Raw genomic sequence first — 14,866 nt, forward strand, 5'->3', positions numbered from 1 at the left:
CGCCCGCCCGGTAGCGCCTCCCCTCGCGGAGGTGGCCCGGGCGGGCCGATCCCCTCGGACGAAAGGCGTGACCCATGCTGGTTTGCGGGATCAAGGCTTCGCATGATGGCGGTGTGGCGGTCATCGACGGCAACCGGTTGCTGTTCAGCATCGAGATGGAGAAGCTCGACAACGGGCTGCGGTACAGCACGCTGGGTGATCTTCAACGGGTCGGCGAGCTGCTCGCCGCCGAAGGCCTCGACCTCACCGACATCGACCAGTTCGTCGTCGACGGGTGGTGGACGGGCGGCACCGAGAACGAGTCGAGTGTGCTGACCAGCGACGGCGGGGTGCCGTTCACCCTCCCGGTCGCGCCGTACCTGGACGGCCCGACGGTCCGGGACCCGCTGCACCGCCACAGCTTCTCGGCGTACGACTTCGGCGCGCCCGGGACCGGTTACGCGAGCTACCACCACGCCAGCAACCACCTCATCGGGTCGTACTGTTCCAGCCCGTTCGCCGCGCGTGGTGAGGACGCGCTCGTCCTGGTCTGGGACGGGGGAATGACGCCTCGGCTGTACCACGTCGACGCCGGGGCGCGGTCGGTGCGCCCGGTCTCCGCGCTGCTACCGCTCTCCGGCAACGCCTTCGCCGACTTCTGTTCCCACCTCGAACCCTTCCAGGTCGACACCGGCGACGTCGGTCGTGAGGAGCGGATCCGCAGGCACCTGTCGATCGCCGGCAAGGCGATGGCGTACGCCGCCCTCGGCACCGTGCACGAGGCGGCATTCGGCGTCTTCGACTCCATCCTCGCCGACTTCCCCGCGGTCTCGATCGACAACGCACACGGCCTGGGGGAGAAAGTGGTGGCGAACCGCGAGGAGGTCCTGCCCGGCCTGTCCAACGCGGATCTGATCGCCTCGTTCCAGGACTATCTCGGGCGCAGGTTGCTGCACGCCCTCACCACAGTGGTACGCCGCCGATTCCCCGGCTCCCGTCTCAACCTGGCCCTCGGCGGCGGTTGCGCCCTGAACATCAAGTGGAACAGCGCGCTGCGGAGCACGAACCTCTTCCGGGATGTCTGGATCCCCCCGTTCCCCAACGACGCCGGTGCCGCCATCGGCACCGCGGCCTGCGAGATGTTCGCTCGCGGCGGTGACCTCGCGCTCGACTGGGATGTCTACAGCGGGCCACGCCTGGGTTCCGCCGTGCCGGCTGGCTGGGCGGTGGAGCGCTGCGACGAACGCCGGGTGGCGGAGATCCTGCACACCGAGGGCGAACCGATCGTCGTGCTCTCCGGCCGGGCCGAGTTGGGGCCGAGGGCGCTCGGCAACCGGAGCATCCTCGCGCCCGCGGCCGACCCTGCCATGAAGGCGCGCCTCAACCTCGTCAAGGATCGCGCCGAGTACCGTCCGGTCGCGCCGATCTGCCTGACCTCCCGGGCAGCCGAGGTCTTCGACCCCGGGACCCCGGACCGCTTCATGCTCTTCGAGCACACGTTGCGCCCCGGGTGGGCGGAGCGGATTCCTGCCATCGTGCACCTGGACGGCACGGCCCGGCTGCAGACCATCGATCCCGGCATGAAGAGCCCGACCGGCGCGATCCTCGCCGAGTACGAGCGGCTGAGCGGGATACCGGTGCTCTGCAACACCAGCGCCAACCTCAACGGACACGGCTTCTTCCCCGACGTGGCCAGCGCCGCGAGCTGGGGTCTGACCCGCCACGTCTGGGCGGACGGGCTGCTCTACACCAACCCGGATCCGACCCTGAACGGCACAGTCGAGGCGGGGCGGTAGGCGGACGGGTGGGACCCGATCCGGCGGAAGCGACAACTGGAGGTGCACCGTGAATCCGCCCCCGTCAGCAGGTGACCGCGACACCGGCCGGCACGACGGGCCCGGTGGCCGGTCGGCTGGGCCCCGCGAGCCCGAGCTGGCCGTCGCCTCGGCGACGGACGGCCCGACAGTAGGGCGCGACGACGGTCGCCTCGTCGTCGTCCTGGACTTCCCGGGTCGACGCGAGGAGGCCAAACTCTCCGATCTGCGGCTGGAGGAGGCCGGCTTCACGGTCCGTTACCTTCTCGCCGAGTCCCTTCCGACAGCGCCCGAGGGACGCGCGCACGTAGACGAGCTGGCCGGACGCCTCCGGGGTGAGGGGCGGGTGTCCGCGGTGCTGGCGTACTGCCTCGCCGCCCCCATCGGGCTGACGCTGGCGAGCCGGATCGAGCAGGATCCCGCTCCCCTGGTCATGGTCTTCGACGGCGCACCGGGATCGGCCGAGGCGGTACGCACCGCCTACGGCAACGCGGTCCGGCAGCTCGGCGGTCGCGCCGTGGACGCCCGTCGTCCCGTTGTGACGGAGGACGGCCTGGCCGAGAACCCGAGCGGGCTGATGAAGGAGATGGAGGCCACCCTGCGCAGGCTCGCCGTCGAGGTGCTGGAACTCGACGGTGAACCGGAGGAGGTGCTGACGGTGGCCGACCAGGTGGTCGGTCGGCACACCTGCTGGTTGACCCACCTGACGGCGGCGGCGACCCTGCCCGGGGCGCCCCGTGCGGACGACGTACACGTCGTCTCCCGTGACCACCCACGCGGGGGCGCCTGGTTCCAGGCCGATCTCGTGCCGATCGACGTTCCGCGTCCTGAGCTGGCCACCTGTCCGGCGACCCGCCGGGCCGTCATCGATCGGCTACGACAGGCCGCTTGACATCGGTCGGGCCGAGCCGGGAGTGGCGGCCGGCAGTTCACCGGAGCCGGCGGGACCGTTCCGGATGATGTCTACCAGGGCCCGCATGACGTCCGCGGCGACGTGGTCCGCGACGAGATCGCGCTGGTAGGTCATGTCGACGGTCATGGCACCGTCGGGTTGCGGCCACAGCTCGGTGACCAGCTCCGACGTGGCGTGTGCCGGGGTAAGTCCGAACCGTCCCGTGTCGCACCCGGACAGCTGAAGGGGCAGGCGCGGGCTGTCCTGGTACGCCAGCATGACCTGGTAGAGCGGATCGCGCAGCGTCCGGCGGGGGTTCACGAGCCGCACCACCTCGGGGAACGAGACCCCCTGCATCGCGAGAGCATCCCGGAGGCTGTCCCGGGCGTGCTCGATAAGCGTTCGCCATCCTCCGCGGACCGGCCGCGCCCGAAGGCACACCACGTCGATGAGGCACCCGATCGTATCCGCGAGCACCGTGCCGTCGCGGCGGCTCACCGGCACGCCCAGACCGAAGTCGGCCTGCCCGGTCACGGCCTGCAGGGCGGCGGCGTAGGTGGCGAGCAGGACCGTGAAGCGGGTGACCCGGTGCTCCCGGGCCAACCGGTCGACCACGGCCAGATCGGCCGCGTCGAGCCGGAACCTCCCGCTCCCCGCCCGGATCACCCTTCGTCGGGACGTCGCCGTCGTCGCCGCCGGATCAGGCGTCGGCAGCGGCAGCTGAAGTTCGGGTATGTCGGTCAACAGTTCCCGCCAGTACCGACGTGCGGCGGACAGGTCCGTGCCGCTGTTCGCCTGTCGCAGCAGGCCCGACGTCTCATCGAGCGTCCGCGGGGTCGAGCCGAAGACCGGAGGCACGCCAGCCAGCCGAGCGGCGTACGCAGACGAGAGATCACCGACGAGTACGTGCTCGGACCAGCCGTCGAACGCGATGTGGTGGACGGCGATGCCCAACAGCGCCCTGCGTTCCCCGTCGATGCGGACCAGCGCGGACCGCCAGACCTCACCGGCCTCGATGTCGAGCGGCCGGATGAGCGCCTCGTGCAGCCGCTCGCTGCCCTCCTGTTCGCTGGCGGCGGTGAGGTGGTGGAACTCCGGGGCGCAGGTCGCAGGCATCGGGACCACCACCGGCCGGTCGTCGTCGTGCCGGTCGTCGGGCCCGTAGCAGCCACGCAGCGCCTCGTGACGCCGGTGGACGTCGTGCAGCGCCGCGGTCAGTGCCCGCTCGTCGACCGGCCCATCGATCCACCAGGCCAGCGGGCACAGACCCGTGACGTCGTCCGGCGCCGTGGCCTGCCGCAACCAGAACGACTCCTGCATGCTGGTCAGCACCGCCACGCCTGGACGGTCATCAGCGGCCTGCCGCGGATCCCGCTGCTCGATCGTCCTCGACTCCCCGAGCCAGCCGGCGAGCTGGCGCGCGGTGAGCCGCCGGACGGCCTCGGCGATGGGCACGGGAACGCCGAGCGCGGTCGCCAGCCGGGTGCACACCGCACCCAGCTGCAGCGAGGTTCCGCCCAGCGAGAAGAAGTCGGCGTCGAGCGGTACGCCGGGCACATCGAGGACGGCGGCCATGGTCTCCTGGACCAGGTCGACCAGGTAGCCGTTTCCGCCACCGTCGTGTCCGCCGACGACGCCGTCGGCCTGCCGGTCCGCGAAGGCCCGCAGCACCGCACCGACGTCGAGTTTCCCGTTGCCGGTCAGCGGCCACTGTGGCAGGAACACGGCCGCGTCCGGGACGAGATGGGCCGGTAGGAGGGACCGAAGACGATCGAGGACGTCCACCTCCTGGGCAGGATCCCCGGACCTCGTCGTGTAGGCCAGCACCATACGGCTGAATCCGCCAGTGCCCCCTCGCACCGGCACCGCCACGCACTCGCTCACTCCGGGAAACATCGCCATGGCCTGCTCGATCTCAGCCGGCTCGATGCGGTGACCCCGGACCTTGACCTGCCGGTCCGCACGACCGTCGAAGTGCAGGGTTCCCTGCGCCGACCGGTGCACCAGGTCACCCGTGCGGTACGCGCGCTGCTCACGGCCGTCGAGCCACAGGGTGGGGAACTGCTTCGCCGTCTGTTCCGCCGCCCCGAGATATCCGCAGGCGAGGCCGTCGCCGGTGATGAGCAGTTCACCCACCTCACCCGGAACGCTGAGACCGGTGCCGTTCCAGACGTACAGGCCGGTGTTCGGGACTGGCGCCCCGAGCGGTATCCCGTCCGGTCGGTCGCAGTCGGCCAGGGTGACCCGGTGAGTCGAGGCGAACACCGTGCTCTCCACAGGGCCGTAGCCGTGTACGACAGCCAACCGGGGGTGACGGCGCAGAGCGCGGGCGATGTGCGCGGCGGAGACCCGCTCCCCGCCGACGAGTATCTCGTCGAGGCCGGTGAAGGCGTCGATGTCCTCGTCGACGAACATGTTGAACAACGAGGACGTGAGCCACACCTTGTTCACGCCGTTCCTGCTCACGATCTGGCGCAACGTCGCCGGCAGGAGGAACGGCTCGTCCACCACCACGGAACACCCACCGTTGAGCAGCACGCCCCACAGTTCGAGTGTCAGGGCGTCCCATGGCAGCGCCGCGGCCAGTGGCATGACGGTCTGCTCGGTGAAGGTGGCGAAGGGGCAGTCCTGGAACAACCGGACCGTACCGCGGTGCGGGGACAGTGCCGCCTTCGGGCGGCCGGTGCTGCCGGAGGTGAAGAAGACGGCGGCCGGGCTGTCGCCGGCGACGGCCGGGGCATCCGGCGCGACGGCGCGACGGGTGCTGTCCGCCGCCGCACCGCTCACCGCCAGATCCGGCGGTGGCAGGCGCCGTGCGGCAAGGTCGGTGACGACGTCGGTGACGACCGACGGCGCGTCGAGGGCCCGGATCAGCTCGTTCAGCCGCTCGACGGGCCACCTGCCGTCCAGGGCGGCATAGGCGGCTCCGCGTTTCAGGATCCCGAGGAACGCGACCACCAGGGGGATGGACCGCGGCAGGATCACCGGGACGAGGTGCCCCGGACCAACGCCGGCGTCCGCCAGACACGCAGAGTACCGCTGGGCCGCGGTCTCCAGCTCACCGTAGGAGATCCGCCGGTTGCCGTGGACCACGGCAGTGGAATGCGGCGACCGACGGGCACACTCGCTGAACAGATCGTGGATCAGTTCGCCGCGGGCATATGGCTGCGCGCTCGACCCACCCGCGCCGGCGTCCGCGTCCGCCATGTCGTGGCTCCCCTTCGCCCTCACCTCGGTGAACTAGGAAACGATCTCGACGGGCATGCTGGTGATACCCAGAATGAAGTTCGAGCGCAGCCGCCTGAGCTCGCCACTGACAGCAAGCCTGATCCTTCCCTGTACGAGTCGACCGAAGACCTCCCCCAGCTCGGCCAGGCCCACCGAGGCGCCGACGCAGCGGTGAATGCCGCCACCGAAGGTGAGGTGCCGGTTCGGCGAGCGCTGGACGTCGAACCTCATCGGGTCCCTGAACTGCTCCTCGTCCCGGTTCGCGGACACGTTCCACAACGTGACGGCGTCTCCAGCCCGGATCCGTACGCCGCGCATGTCGAGATCCCGTGTCGCCACCCGCTGCACGTAACACGCGGTGGAGCTCCAGCGCAGGATCTCCTCGACGGCGGAAGGGAGCAGGCCCGGCCTGTCGAGCAGCAGCTCGTACTGGTCGGGATGCTCGATGAGAGCCTCGACCCCGGCGGACGCGCTGTACGAGGAGGTCTCGTTCCCACCGACCGCGAAGTTCATACAGTTGTAGAGGATGTCCTCCTCCGGCATGGGACGTCCGTTCATGTCCGACCGGAGCAGCATGGACACCAGGTCGTCCCCGGGTTGACGCCGGCGCAGGCGGATGAGGTCCTCGAAGTAGTCGAAGATCTCACTCTGGATGCAGGCGAGCAGGGCACGCTCGTCGTCGAACTGCGTTGCCCGCTCGGGGCCGATCAGCGACGGGTCCCGGAAGCCGATCATCATCCGGGTCAGCCGCACCAGTTCGTGTGCCTCCTCCCTACCCACGTTCAGGATCGCCACCACCGCGCCGGCAGGGAGTTCGGTGGCGATGTCGGTGGCGAAGTCGCAACCCCCGTTGGCCCGCATCGTCTCGAAGGCGAGATCAAGGTGGCTGGCGATCTGCCGCCTAGCGCGTCTGACCATCTCCGTGGAGAAGGCGGGAAGCATCTGGTGCTTGATCATGCGGTGCCGGGGAAGGTCGCTGGCCACCAGCATCCGGCCTGAGGAGCTGTCGGCCTCACTGCGGTAGGAGCCGCCCATGATGGCGCCGCGGGCGGAGCTGAAGCTGGCATGGTCCCGGTACGCCTGGACCACATCGTCGTATTTCGTAAGTGCCCAGAAGCCCGAGTCATCGCCGGTGGGGTTCCAGTGCACCGGATCGTGTGCCCGCAAAGTGGCGAGCAGACCGTGGTGCTCACCCCGCACGAACGTCTCGACATCGGTCAGATCGAGATTCGCGATCGCGGTCATCGCGGCTCCTCACCGTCGGCTCGCAGCAGCGAGAGGGTGGACGCCAGGTCACCCAGGCGACTCGAGTTCAGAATTGCCGCGAACTCGACCTGTACGCCGAGTTCGCGACGGATCCGCCGTTGCATGCGAAAGGCCAGAAGGGAGTGACCACCCAGGTCGAAGAAGTCGTCGTTGACGCCCACGTACTCCACGGAGAGCATGTCCTCCCACAGCTCGGCGAGGTAGCGCTCCTCGAAGGTCGACACCGGGACGTGCTCCTGCCGCCGCATCCGGTAGCTCTCGGCCAACTCGTTGATGGCAGCCCAGTCACGCTTACCGTGGTCGTTCGCGGGAACCTGCGCGACGACGATGAACAGCGACGGCACCAGATAGTCCGGAATCTCTTCTCCCGCCCACTTGCGCAGACCGGCGAGATCGAACCGGTCACCCCCCACCACGACCGCCACGAGCTGCCGGTCCTCGCCCTCACCGACCACGGTCACCGCTGCCTCGCGGACCTGAGGTGAACGGGTGAGGCACCGCTCCACCTCTCCGGGCGCGACCCGGTATCCCCGGATCTTCACCTCGTCGTCGGCCCGGCCGAGGAACTCCAGGACGCCGTCGTCACGCTGGCGGACCAGGTCACCCGTGGCGTACATCAGGGTGCCTGGCGCACCGAAGGGGTCGGGTCGGAAACGGCTGACAGTCAGCGTGGGCGCGCCCAGGTAGCCTCGCGCGACGCCGGCACCGGCCACGTACAACTCCCCGGTGGCGCCGGGTGGGACCGGGGACAGCGTGTCGTCCAGGACATGGACGTCCACCCCGTCGAGCGGACGACCGATCGGCACGTTCGACGCCCCGGCCGCCTCCCTCGTCACCTCGTGGAAGGTGCACGCGGTGGTGGCCTCGGTGGGCCCGTAGAGGTTGAAGAAGCGACCGCTGAACGAACTCCCCAGCAGTTCCGCGCAGGCGGCCGGCAGGATGACGTCGCCGCCCGTGTACAGGAGGCGAAGCGGCGAGAACGCCTCACGATCCTCGCGCATGATCTGGTTCAGCGCCATCGTGGGCACGAGCATCGCGGTGACCCGCCGACGACGGAGCTCACGCTGGATGTCCATGGCCAGGAGTTCCGGCATTGTGGGCAGGACGGTGACCTCGGCGCGGCTCGCCAGACTGCACCAGGCCTCGAAGTGGAACGCGTCGAACGAGACGCTCGAGACCTGGCCGACCCGGTCCCCCGGCGCCAACGCCGGCAACGCGCCGTTGCACGCGAACGACGAGATGTTCCGATGGGTCAGGACCACGGCCTTCGGGGTCCCCGACGAGCCGGAGGTGAACAGCACGCAGGCGGGGCTGTCTCCACCTCGGCTCCAGTCGTCGGCGCTTTGACCCGCGTCGTTCTCACCCGGCCAGGCCCAGATCTCGGTGCCGCACTCCGCCAGGCTCTCGCGCCAGTCGGGCGGGACCAGCACGCCCCGGGCCGCGCTCACCTTCAACATCAGATCCCGCCGGCCGTCGGGCAGCCGGGGGTCGATCGCGACGTAGGCGGCACCCGCCTTCAGGATGCCGAGCATCGCGACGAACGTGTCGACGCCCCTGGGGAAGTGGAAGGCGACCCGGTCCCCGGACCGTACGCCTCGTCCTCGCAACTCCCGAGCGAGGCTGCTGGAACGGCTGTCCAGTTCGCCGTAGGTCAGGCGCTCGTCGCCGGCCGAGACAGCCGGCAGGTGAGGATCCACGGCGATGGCTCGTCGGACAAGGTAGACGAGATTTCCGTCGTCGGCGGCAACTGCCGGCCCGACGGCGGTCGGATCAGGCCACGACGCGGCGACCGCCTGCGCGCAGGACTCCCATGGCCCCGCCTCGCCGACGCCCGTCCAGCCCGGCGGCAGCGGAGACGCGGCGGGCCACACACCAAACTGCTCATGGTCGTTCCGCACCACCATGAAGTCCTCAACCACATTTTCCCCCATGCAGAGCTTCCGTATCGGACAATTCATGCAGCAATTCGGGGCACCGTTCCCGCCGGCTATCGCACCTGCGGAGTGCCGATGTCGAGATTCGGCGCGACACCAGCATCACCACCACATTCCGGGGTGGGGTCAACAGCACCGAATCCGATCAGGGGATCGGCTGGTCTTCGGCGGAAGCAGAAGTGAGATGAATTTTCAGCGACATCCGGCGCGTCTCGACGTCCGCGCCCCGAGCACTCGGCTCCGCCTCGTGCATCAGCGAGAGGACCGGCCGCCGACACCACACTCACACCACGAGCGAGCGTTCTTCACGGTGTGGTGATTCAGCGCTTGGCAATTTTCCGACCAATCACCATGATGATGACCTGCCACAGAAGAACGTCTCGTCAGATCTGGTTCCATGCGTGCGCCAGCAACTGATCCCATCGCCACCCCCGCGCCGAACGCTCAAAATCGCCGCACATAAGCACACCCGCTTCGGTGATCACGGCCGTACCCACGATATCGAACGCCGCCACTGGCCGCCACCCTCGTCGTGGCCGTTTGATCCCAGACGAGTCACCCGCAGCGCCCCGGAACCACCCGGCGTGTTCCCCATTTCTCCCGATATGGTGAGCGGCCGGCGTGCCCCGATCGTGGCGTGCTGGACGGGCAACCCGTGGTCGGACAGTGTCGGTCGCGGCGGTCCAGCCGCACGACGACGACTCCGGAGGCCCCAGCGGATACGCGCCCGGCCCTCTTCCGGTGCATGTCATTCTGCGCCCCGACTCAACTCTGCTGGCTGTGCGGACGCAGGATGCAGAGCCACCAGGCAGATGACCCGCCGGCCAGCCCGTGGAGTAGCAGAATGACGAGCACGAGTCGGTTCTCGGGATCGTCCTGCTTCGCCGGACGGCACTCGTTTTCGTCGTCACACCTCCTCGCTCGAGCGCGTGACCTTCTCCAGCGCGAGCGAAAGACAACAAGGCGAGGGCGAGGGTGAACTCGCCACCGTCGTCGCGCGGCACCGCGTCGCGTTGGGATCAGCGCACGTCCCGACACGGACCTCAGCGGAGCGCGCTGCCAGCGTTCGGCGACGGCAGTTCGCCGACGACAACGTCCGCGAGCCTCCGCCACTCGCCGTCCGGCAAGGGCCGATCTTCGAAGCACCTCCCCGCCGCTCATCAGCAGGTGCATGCCGTCCCGATAGGAAGGGCTTCGGTGCGCTCGAAGAAGCGCAGGTGAGAGGGGGTCACCTTGATGAAGGTGTGGCGGCCGGTTGGCGAACAAGGTGTCCTGGTCCCACGCGCCGCCGGCCACCACCACGCGGCGACCGCGCGCCAGGGTGGGCCAGAGCGAGGTGAGCGAGTGGTCGAACCAGAGGCTGCCGAAGAGCGGGGTGCCATGACCCGCGTCACCGACGGCCGCGGCGCAACACTGGGCGTAGTTGGCAAGGGAACGATGCTCGACAAGTACGCCCAGGGGTCGGCCGCTGGAGCCGGAGGTGAAGATGACATAGGCGACCGATAGATGCCGTGACTGACGCAACTTTGCCGTCCACCGTCGACAATTCACCGCTGATCGGCACGGCCCGCAAGTCGACCGGACATCCCCGGGTTGCCGACCCAGTCGGCGGGTCTCCCGTCATCATCCGCCACGCCCCCGGGTAGCACCAGAGCACGCGGCCCACCGGCAAGCCGACGGTCGCGAGTCGGCTCGTGAGGCGCAGGTCACCTCATTCACGGAAGTGATCCGCAGGTAGGCTGCGACCACCTTACGAATGCGATGGGGCACGACGAGGGAGCCGAATGACGGGGTTCAAACCGGGACTCGAAGGCGTGGTCGCATTCGAGACAATGATCGCCGAGCCCGACCGTGACGGCGGTTCGCTGCGCTACCGCGGTGTCGACATTGAGGACCTGATCGGCACGATCTCCTTTGGCAACGTCTGGGGTCTACTGGTCGACGGCGAGTTCGGCCCGGGGTTGCCGCCCGCGGAGCCCTTTCCGGTGCCCGTACACTCGGGTGACATCCGGGTCGACGTACAGTCGGCGGTCGCCATGCTGGCGCCCTACTGGGGGTTGGGGCAGTTACTCGACATCTCCGACGCGCAAGCCCGTGAGGACCTGGCCCGCGTCTCGGTGACCGCCATGTCATTCGTCGCGCAGTCGGCCCACGGCCTGGGCCTGCCGGCGGTCCCACAGCGGGAAATCGACAGGGCGACGACCGTGGTGGAGCGGTTCATGAAGCGCTGGCGCGGCGAGCCAGACCCCCGCCACGTGATGGCGGTCGATGCCTACTTCATCTCGGCCGCCGAACACGGCATGAACGCCTCCACTTTCGCAGCCCGCGTGGTCGCCTCTACCGGGGCCGATGTGGCGGCCTGCATCTCGGCCGGGATCGGCGCGCTTTCCGGTCCACTGCACGGTTCAGCACCTACCCGGGTGCTCCAGATGATCGAGACGGTGGAGCGCTCTGGCGACCCGGTGGGCTATGTGCAGGGCGTCCTGGATCGCGGCGAGCGGCTGATGGGCTTCGGTCACCGGGTCTACCGCGCTGAGGATCCGCGTGCGCGTGTGCTGCGCCGTACCGCCAAAGAGCTCGCCGCCCCTCGTTACGAGGTTGCCGAGGCACTGGAAAAGGCAGCCCTCGAAGAGTTGCGCAACCGCTACCCCGACCGGGTGCTGCCCACCAACGTCGAGTTCTGGGCCGCGGTCGTGCTCGACTTCGCTCAGGTGCCGGCCCACATGTTCACTTCCGTCTTCACCTGCGCGCGGGTTGCCGGCTGGAGCGCACACATCTTGGAGCAGAAAAAGCTGGGCCGCCTGGTACGCCCGTCCGCGCACTACGTCGGCCCCGACCCGCGTTCCCCGCAGGACGTCCGAGGGTGGGACCTCAGCTGCCGGACGTGCTGAGACCGCGCGCACTGGACCGCGCATCCCGCCCGATCGCAGGACGCCCACCGGCCGGATTCGACGGTGCTCTCGACCTCGTGGCAGCGCGACCAATCAGCACCCTCGGGAGGCGGTGACAGTCTCCGACACTCGACGAACAAGGCCGAGCGGATCCTCGGTCCAGTGGGATGCGATGACCAGTTCCCGCGCCGGATCCACCCAGAGCAGGTGTCGTCCGCCGTTGCCCCGGGCGCTACGGCCGGTGCTCGGGGCTCCTGGCCACGGGATCCGCTCGTCGTTGAGCCACCAGAGGTAGCCGTACTCGTGTTTGACCGGGCCAGGGGCCCACGACCTGTCGATCCACTCTGAGCTCAGCACCCGCGTCCCCGCCCAGGTTCCTCCATTGAGAAAGAGCTGCCCGATCAGGGCCAGGTCTCTCGCCGCGATGAAGAGTCCCCCGCCCCAGTGCGCGCCGCCGGAGACCACCTCGGTCGGGCGGCCATCGATCTCCACGACGCTGGTCCGGTAGCCGTGCCAGGACCACCTGTCCGAGGCGCCGATCGGGGCCATGACTCGCTCCCGCAGCACCTCGGGCAGCGACCTGCGCATCAGCAGCGTGAGGGCGTAGGTGAGCAGGTTCATTCGCACGTCGTTGTAGGCCCAGCCCGCGCCCGGCGGTGTGCCGTGCACCTCGGTCCCCTCGCGGAAGCTCTGCGCATCGACACCGCTGGGCTTGCCCCAGAGCGCTCCCTCCCACTGGCTGGACTGCTGGAGCAGGTGCCGCCAGGTGATGAGTTCGTTGCGCGGACCGCGGAACTCCGGAACATCGACAACTTGGTGGACGGGCTGGTCGGGCACCAGCCGGCCGTCGTCGAACGCCACTCCGGCCACGACGGAGACGACCGACTTGGTGACGCTGAACGCCATCTCGGGGACCGTCGGGTCACCCCAGACGGCAGCCTCCTGACCCCCGACCCGGACGACTCCACTGGCCCCGCTCGCCGCAAGCAGCGGGCCGACCACCTCACGGTGAGTTTCGTCGTCGACCTGCGCGGCGAGGTAGCTCCCGATGTCCACGGCCTCACTCGTCCAGTGGGCAGCGAACTCCCGAACGACCCGTCGCAGTTCCTGCTTGTTCACGGACGCAAGAGACATGCCAAGGAGTGTCACAGCACGGGCTGCCGAGTGCCACGATGCGACTCAGTCCAGGATCAGGGAGGTCGGTGAGGCGTTGACCGGCCGGTTCGACAACCCCAGTTCCGCGCAGATGGACAGGAACCCGTGGTTGGCGGCGTGCGGCGGAACGGCGCGCCGTGTCGGGGCGCGCGCTGGTGGGGCGGCCATGCGCCGTAGGAGGTGACGACGGTGTGTCCGGCGGCGAGACCACCGGTCGGGTCCGCAGGTCAACGGGCGCATTCCCGCCCCCGGGTCAGGCGCCTCGCCGGTCGAACCCTCGATGGACGGCATGAACCGGTGGCCGCTGCCGAGCGCGGCGGCGAAGCCGATCACCAGCGCAAACGCCCACGGGTCTGTGGTGGCGGTCAGGTCGCCAAACTGGTTGGCGAGGAAGCCGACGTAGGTAGCCATCCCGAGCCCGGTGAGCTGCGGCCACCGCGGCAGGTCGTCACCATCGACGCGAAGACGCCAGCCGCGACGGCCATACGGCCCCGCCCCGCCTCGCGGCGACCCGGCTGGCGGTGGAAGATCACGCTCAACGGCTTCGGCACCCTGCTGACCTTCGCCCCCGCCATCGTCATCACCGCGAGCAAGCTCACCGAGGGCGCCTGGCTGATCGCCGTGGCGCTGTCCCTGCTGGTGGTCGGGTTCGAGCGGGTGCACCGCGCGCCTACCAGCGCTTCGGCACCACTCTTCAACTCGGACCGCCCCCACGCGCCTGTTGCTGGTGATGACCGGTGTGCCGACGTGGGTGGCCCCCGACAATGTCGCAAGCGCCATATGCCTGGCGGCTCCCAGCAACGCGGGAACCTGAAGATCATCAAACGGTGGTCGCCCTCGCGTCGAGTACCGACACGCCGAAGCCCGCACAGGACCAACCCGAGCACCATCGGGCGTGGTTGAAGAACAAGCTGAGCAACTCCGCGATCCGAGGGTGCATTGACGTGGCGACTTCGGCCTAGACCGAAAGAGCTTTGCTGTCAGTGGCCGCTGCGCTTTGATGTTCCCGTTAGCTTTGATCGTCGATGCGCCATCGCGGATTGGCGCCGAAACGTATTGGCCGACAACGTGCGTCCTCGACCAACGAGCCCGCATTATCACGCACTATCTTAAGGGATGAATATGCGTCGATCCAAACCTCGGAAGCGACTAACTGGTTTTCTTCTGGCGATTGCAGCCAGTTTTATCGTACTCGTTTACCTGCCAACTGGTCCCGCAAAAGCCGCCTGCGCAAGCATCCCGCCGAACCGAGACTTCAACGTCACCACCATGGTGCACCAGACCGGGATTGAGCTCGGCGTTTCCGACCGGGTCATGCTGGCCGGGTTCGAGGCCGGCTGGGTGGAGTCTCGCATGAACAACCTGGCATGCGGCGACAAGGACTCCCTAGGCGTCTTCCAGCAACGCCCATCGCAAGGGTGGGGGACGCCCGAGCAGATTATGAACGTTAGCTATGCGGCTACCCGATTTTTCAACGCCGCGAAGGCTTCCGAGGCAAATCACCCGACGTTCGCTGCCTGGCAGATCGCGCAGGACGTCCAGCGGTCCTGCTGTCCCGACCGGTACGCGGCCGCCGAGTCGACCGCCCGTAGCTTAATCGCAGAAGTACAGTTGACGCCGCGGTTCGCTTTTGCGGACAGTGCGGGTCTGGTCCTGGCCAAGGACGGGTCGCACTCGGGGTGGGGTTCAGCGATCAATAGCGGCGGC

Annotated in this window: 11 protein-coding genes and 1 pseudogene; 5 read left to right on the forward strand and 7 right to left on the reverse strand. The window is 68.7% G+C overall.

From position 1 onward, the window contains the following. Window positions 1–74 precede the first annotated feature (74 nt). Window positions 75–1,775: a carbamoyltransferase N-terminal domain-containing protein gene (locus ACFY1S_RS26175; protein WP_387123098.1), complete on the forward strand. Its 1,701-nt coding sequence runs from the start codon at window positions 75–77 to the stop codon at window positions 1,773–1,775. Between the two features lie 49 nt (window positions 1,776–1,824). Further along, window positions 1,825–2,685 (forward strand): hypothetical protein, encoded by an 861-nt coding sequence (locus tag ACFY1S_RS26180; RefSeq protein WP_387123100.1) that lies wholly within the window; start codon window positions 1,825–1,827, stop codon window positions 2,683–2,685. On the opposite strand, the gene ACFY1S_RS26185 is transcribed toward ACFY1S_RS26180, so the two are convergent. From ACFY1S_RS26185 to ACFY1S_RS26205, 5 genes are all read right to left on the reverse strand, one after another. Continuing rightward, complete coding sequence (locus tag ACFY1S_RS26185) at window positions 2,668–5,892, reverse strand: amino acid adenylation domain-containing protein (protein ID WP_387123102.1); 3,225 nt, start codon at window positions 5,890–5,892, stop codon at window positions 2,668–2,670. The two genes, ACFY1S_RS26180 and ACFY1S_RS26185, sit on opposite strands and share 18 nt — an antisense overlap. Window positions 5,893–5,925: 33 nt before the next feature. Further along, window positions 5,926–7,158, reverse strand: a complete 1,233-nt coding sequence (locus tag ACFY1S_RS26190; protein ID WP_387123104.1) for a cytochrome P450 — start codon at window positions 7,156–7,158, stop codon at window positions 5,926–5,928. Further along, window positions 7,155–9,110, reverse strand: a complete 1,956-nt coding sequence (locus ACFY1S_RS26195) for an amino acid adenylation domain-containing protein (protein ID WP_387123106.1) — start codon at window positions 9,108–9,110, stop codon at window positions 7,155–7,157. Before ACFY1S_RS26195 ends, ACFY1S_RS26190 begins: the two co-directional genes overlap by 4 nt. 386 nt (window positions 9,111–9,496) lie before the next feature. Next, on the reverse strand, window positions 9,497–9,628 hold the full coding sequence (locus ACFY1S_RS26200) for a hypothetical protein (protein ID WP_387123108.1): 132 nt from the start codon (window positions 9,626–9,628) through the stop codon (window positions 9,497–9,499). 250 nt (window positions 9,629–9,878) lie between these two features. Beyond that, complete coding sequence (locus ACFY1S_RS26205; protein ID WP_387123110.1) at window positions 9,879–10,664, reverse strand: AMP-binding protein; 786 nt, start codon at window positions 10,662–10,664, stop codon at window positions 9,879–9,881. A gap of 233 nt (window positions 10,665–10,897) precedes the next feature. On the opposite strand from ACFY1S_RS26205, the gene ACFY1S_RS26210 reads away from it, so the two are divergent. Beyond that, window positions 10,898–12,004, forward strand: a complete 1,107-nt coding sequence (locus ACFY1S_RS26210; protein WP_387123112.1) for a citrate synthase 2 — start codon at window positions 10,898–10,900, stop codon at window positions 12,002–12,004. Between the two features lie 93 nt (window positions 12,005–12,097). Here ACFY1S_RS26210 and ACFY1S_RS26215 read toward each other — a convergent pair whose 3' ends face one another. Beyond that, window positions 12,098–13,138 carry a serine hydrolase domain-containing protein gene (locus ACFY1S_RS26215; RefSeq protein WP_387123114.1) on the reverse strand — a complete coding sequence of 347 codons (1,041 nt, stop codon included), beginning with the start codon at window positions 13,136–13,138 and terminating at the stop codon, window positions 12,098–12,100. A 45-nt stretch (window positions 13,139–13,183) separates the two neighbouring features. After that, a complete protein-coding gene (locus tag ACFY1S_RS26220; protein WP_387123116.1) occupies window positions 13,184–13,327 on the reverse strand; it encodes a hypothetical protein in 144 nt (47 codons plus the stop codon). A 129-nt stretch (window positions 13,328–13,456) separates the two neighbouring features. Here ACFY1S_RS26220 and ACFY1S_RS26225 point away from each other — a divergent pair, with 129 nt between their 5' ends. Together ACFY1S_RS26225 and ACFY1S_RS26230 are read left to right on the forward strand one after the other, a co-directional pair. Next, the gene (locus ACFY1S_RS26225) at window positions 13,457–14,062 is read left to right on the forward strand and encodes a hypothetical protein (protein WP_387123118.1); all 606 of its coding nucleotides are present in this window, start codon (window positions 13,457–13,459) and stop codon (window positions 14,060–14,062) included. Between the two features lie 213 nt (window positions 14,063–14,275). Then, window positions 14,276–14,866 (forward strand): annotated as a pseudogene (locus ACFY1S_RS26230) (hypothetical protein); the annotation flags it as partial.

This window comes from Micromonospora sp. NPDC000663 (genome assembly GCF_042898105.1).
Lineage (GTDB): Bacteria > Actinomycetota > Actinomycetes > Mycobacteriales > Micromonosporaceae > Micromonospora.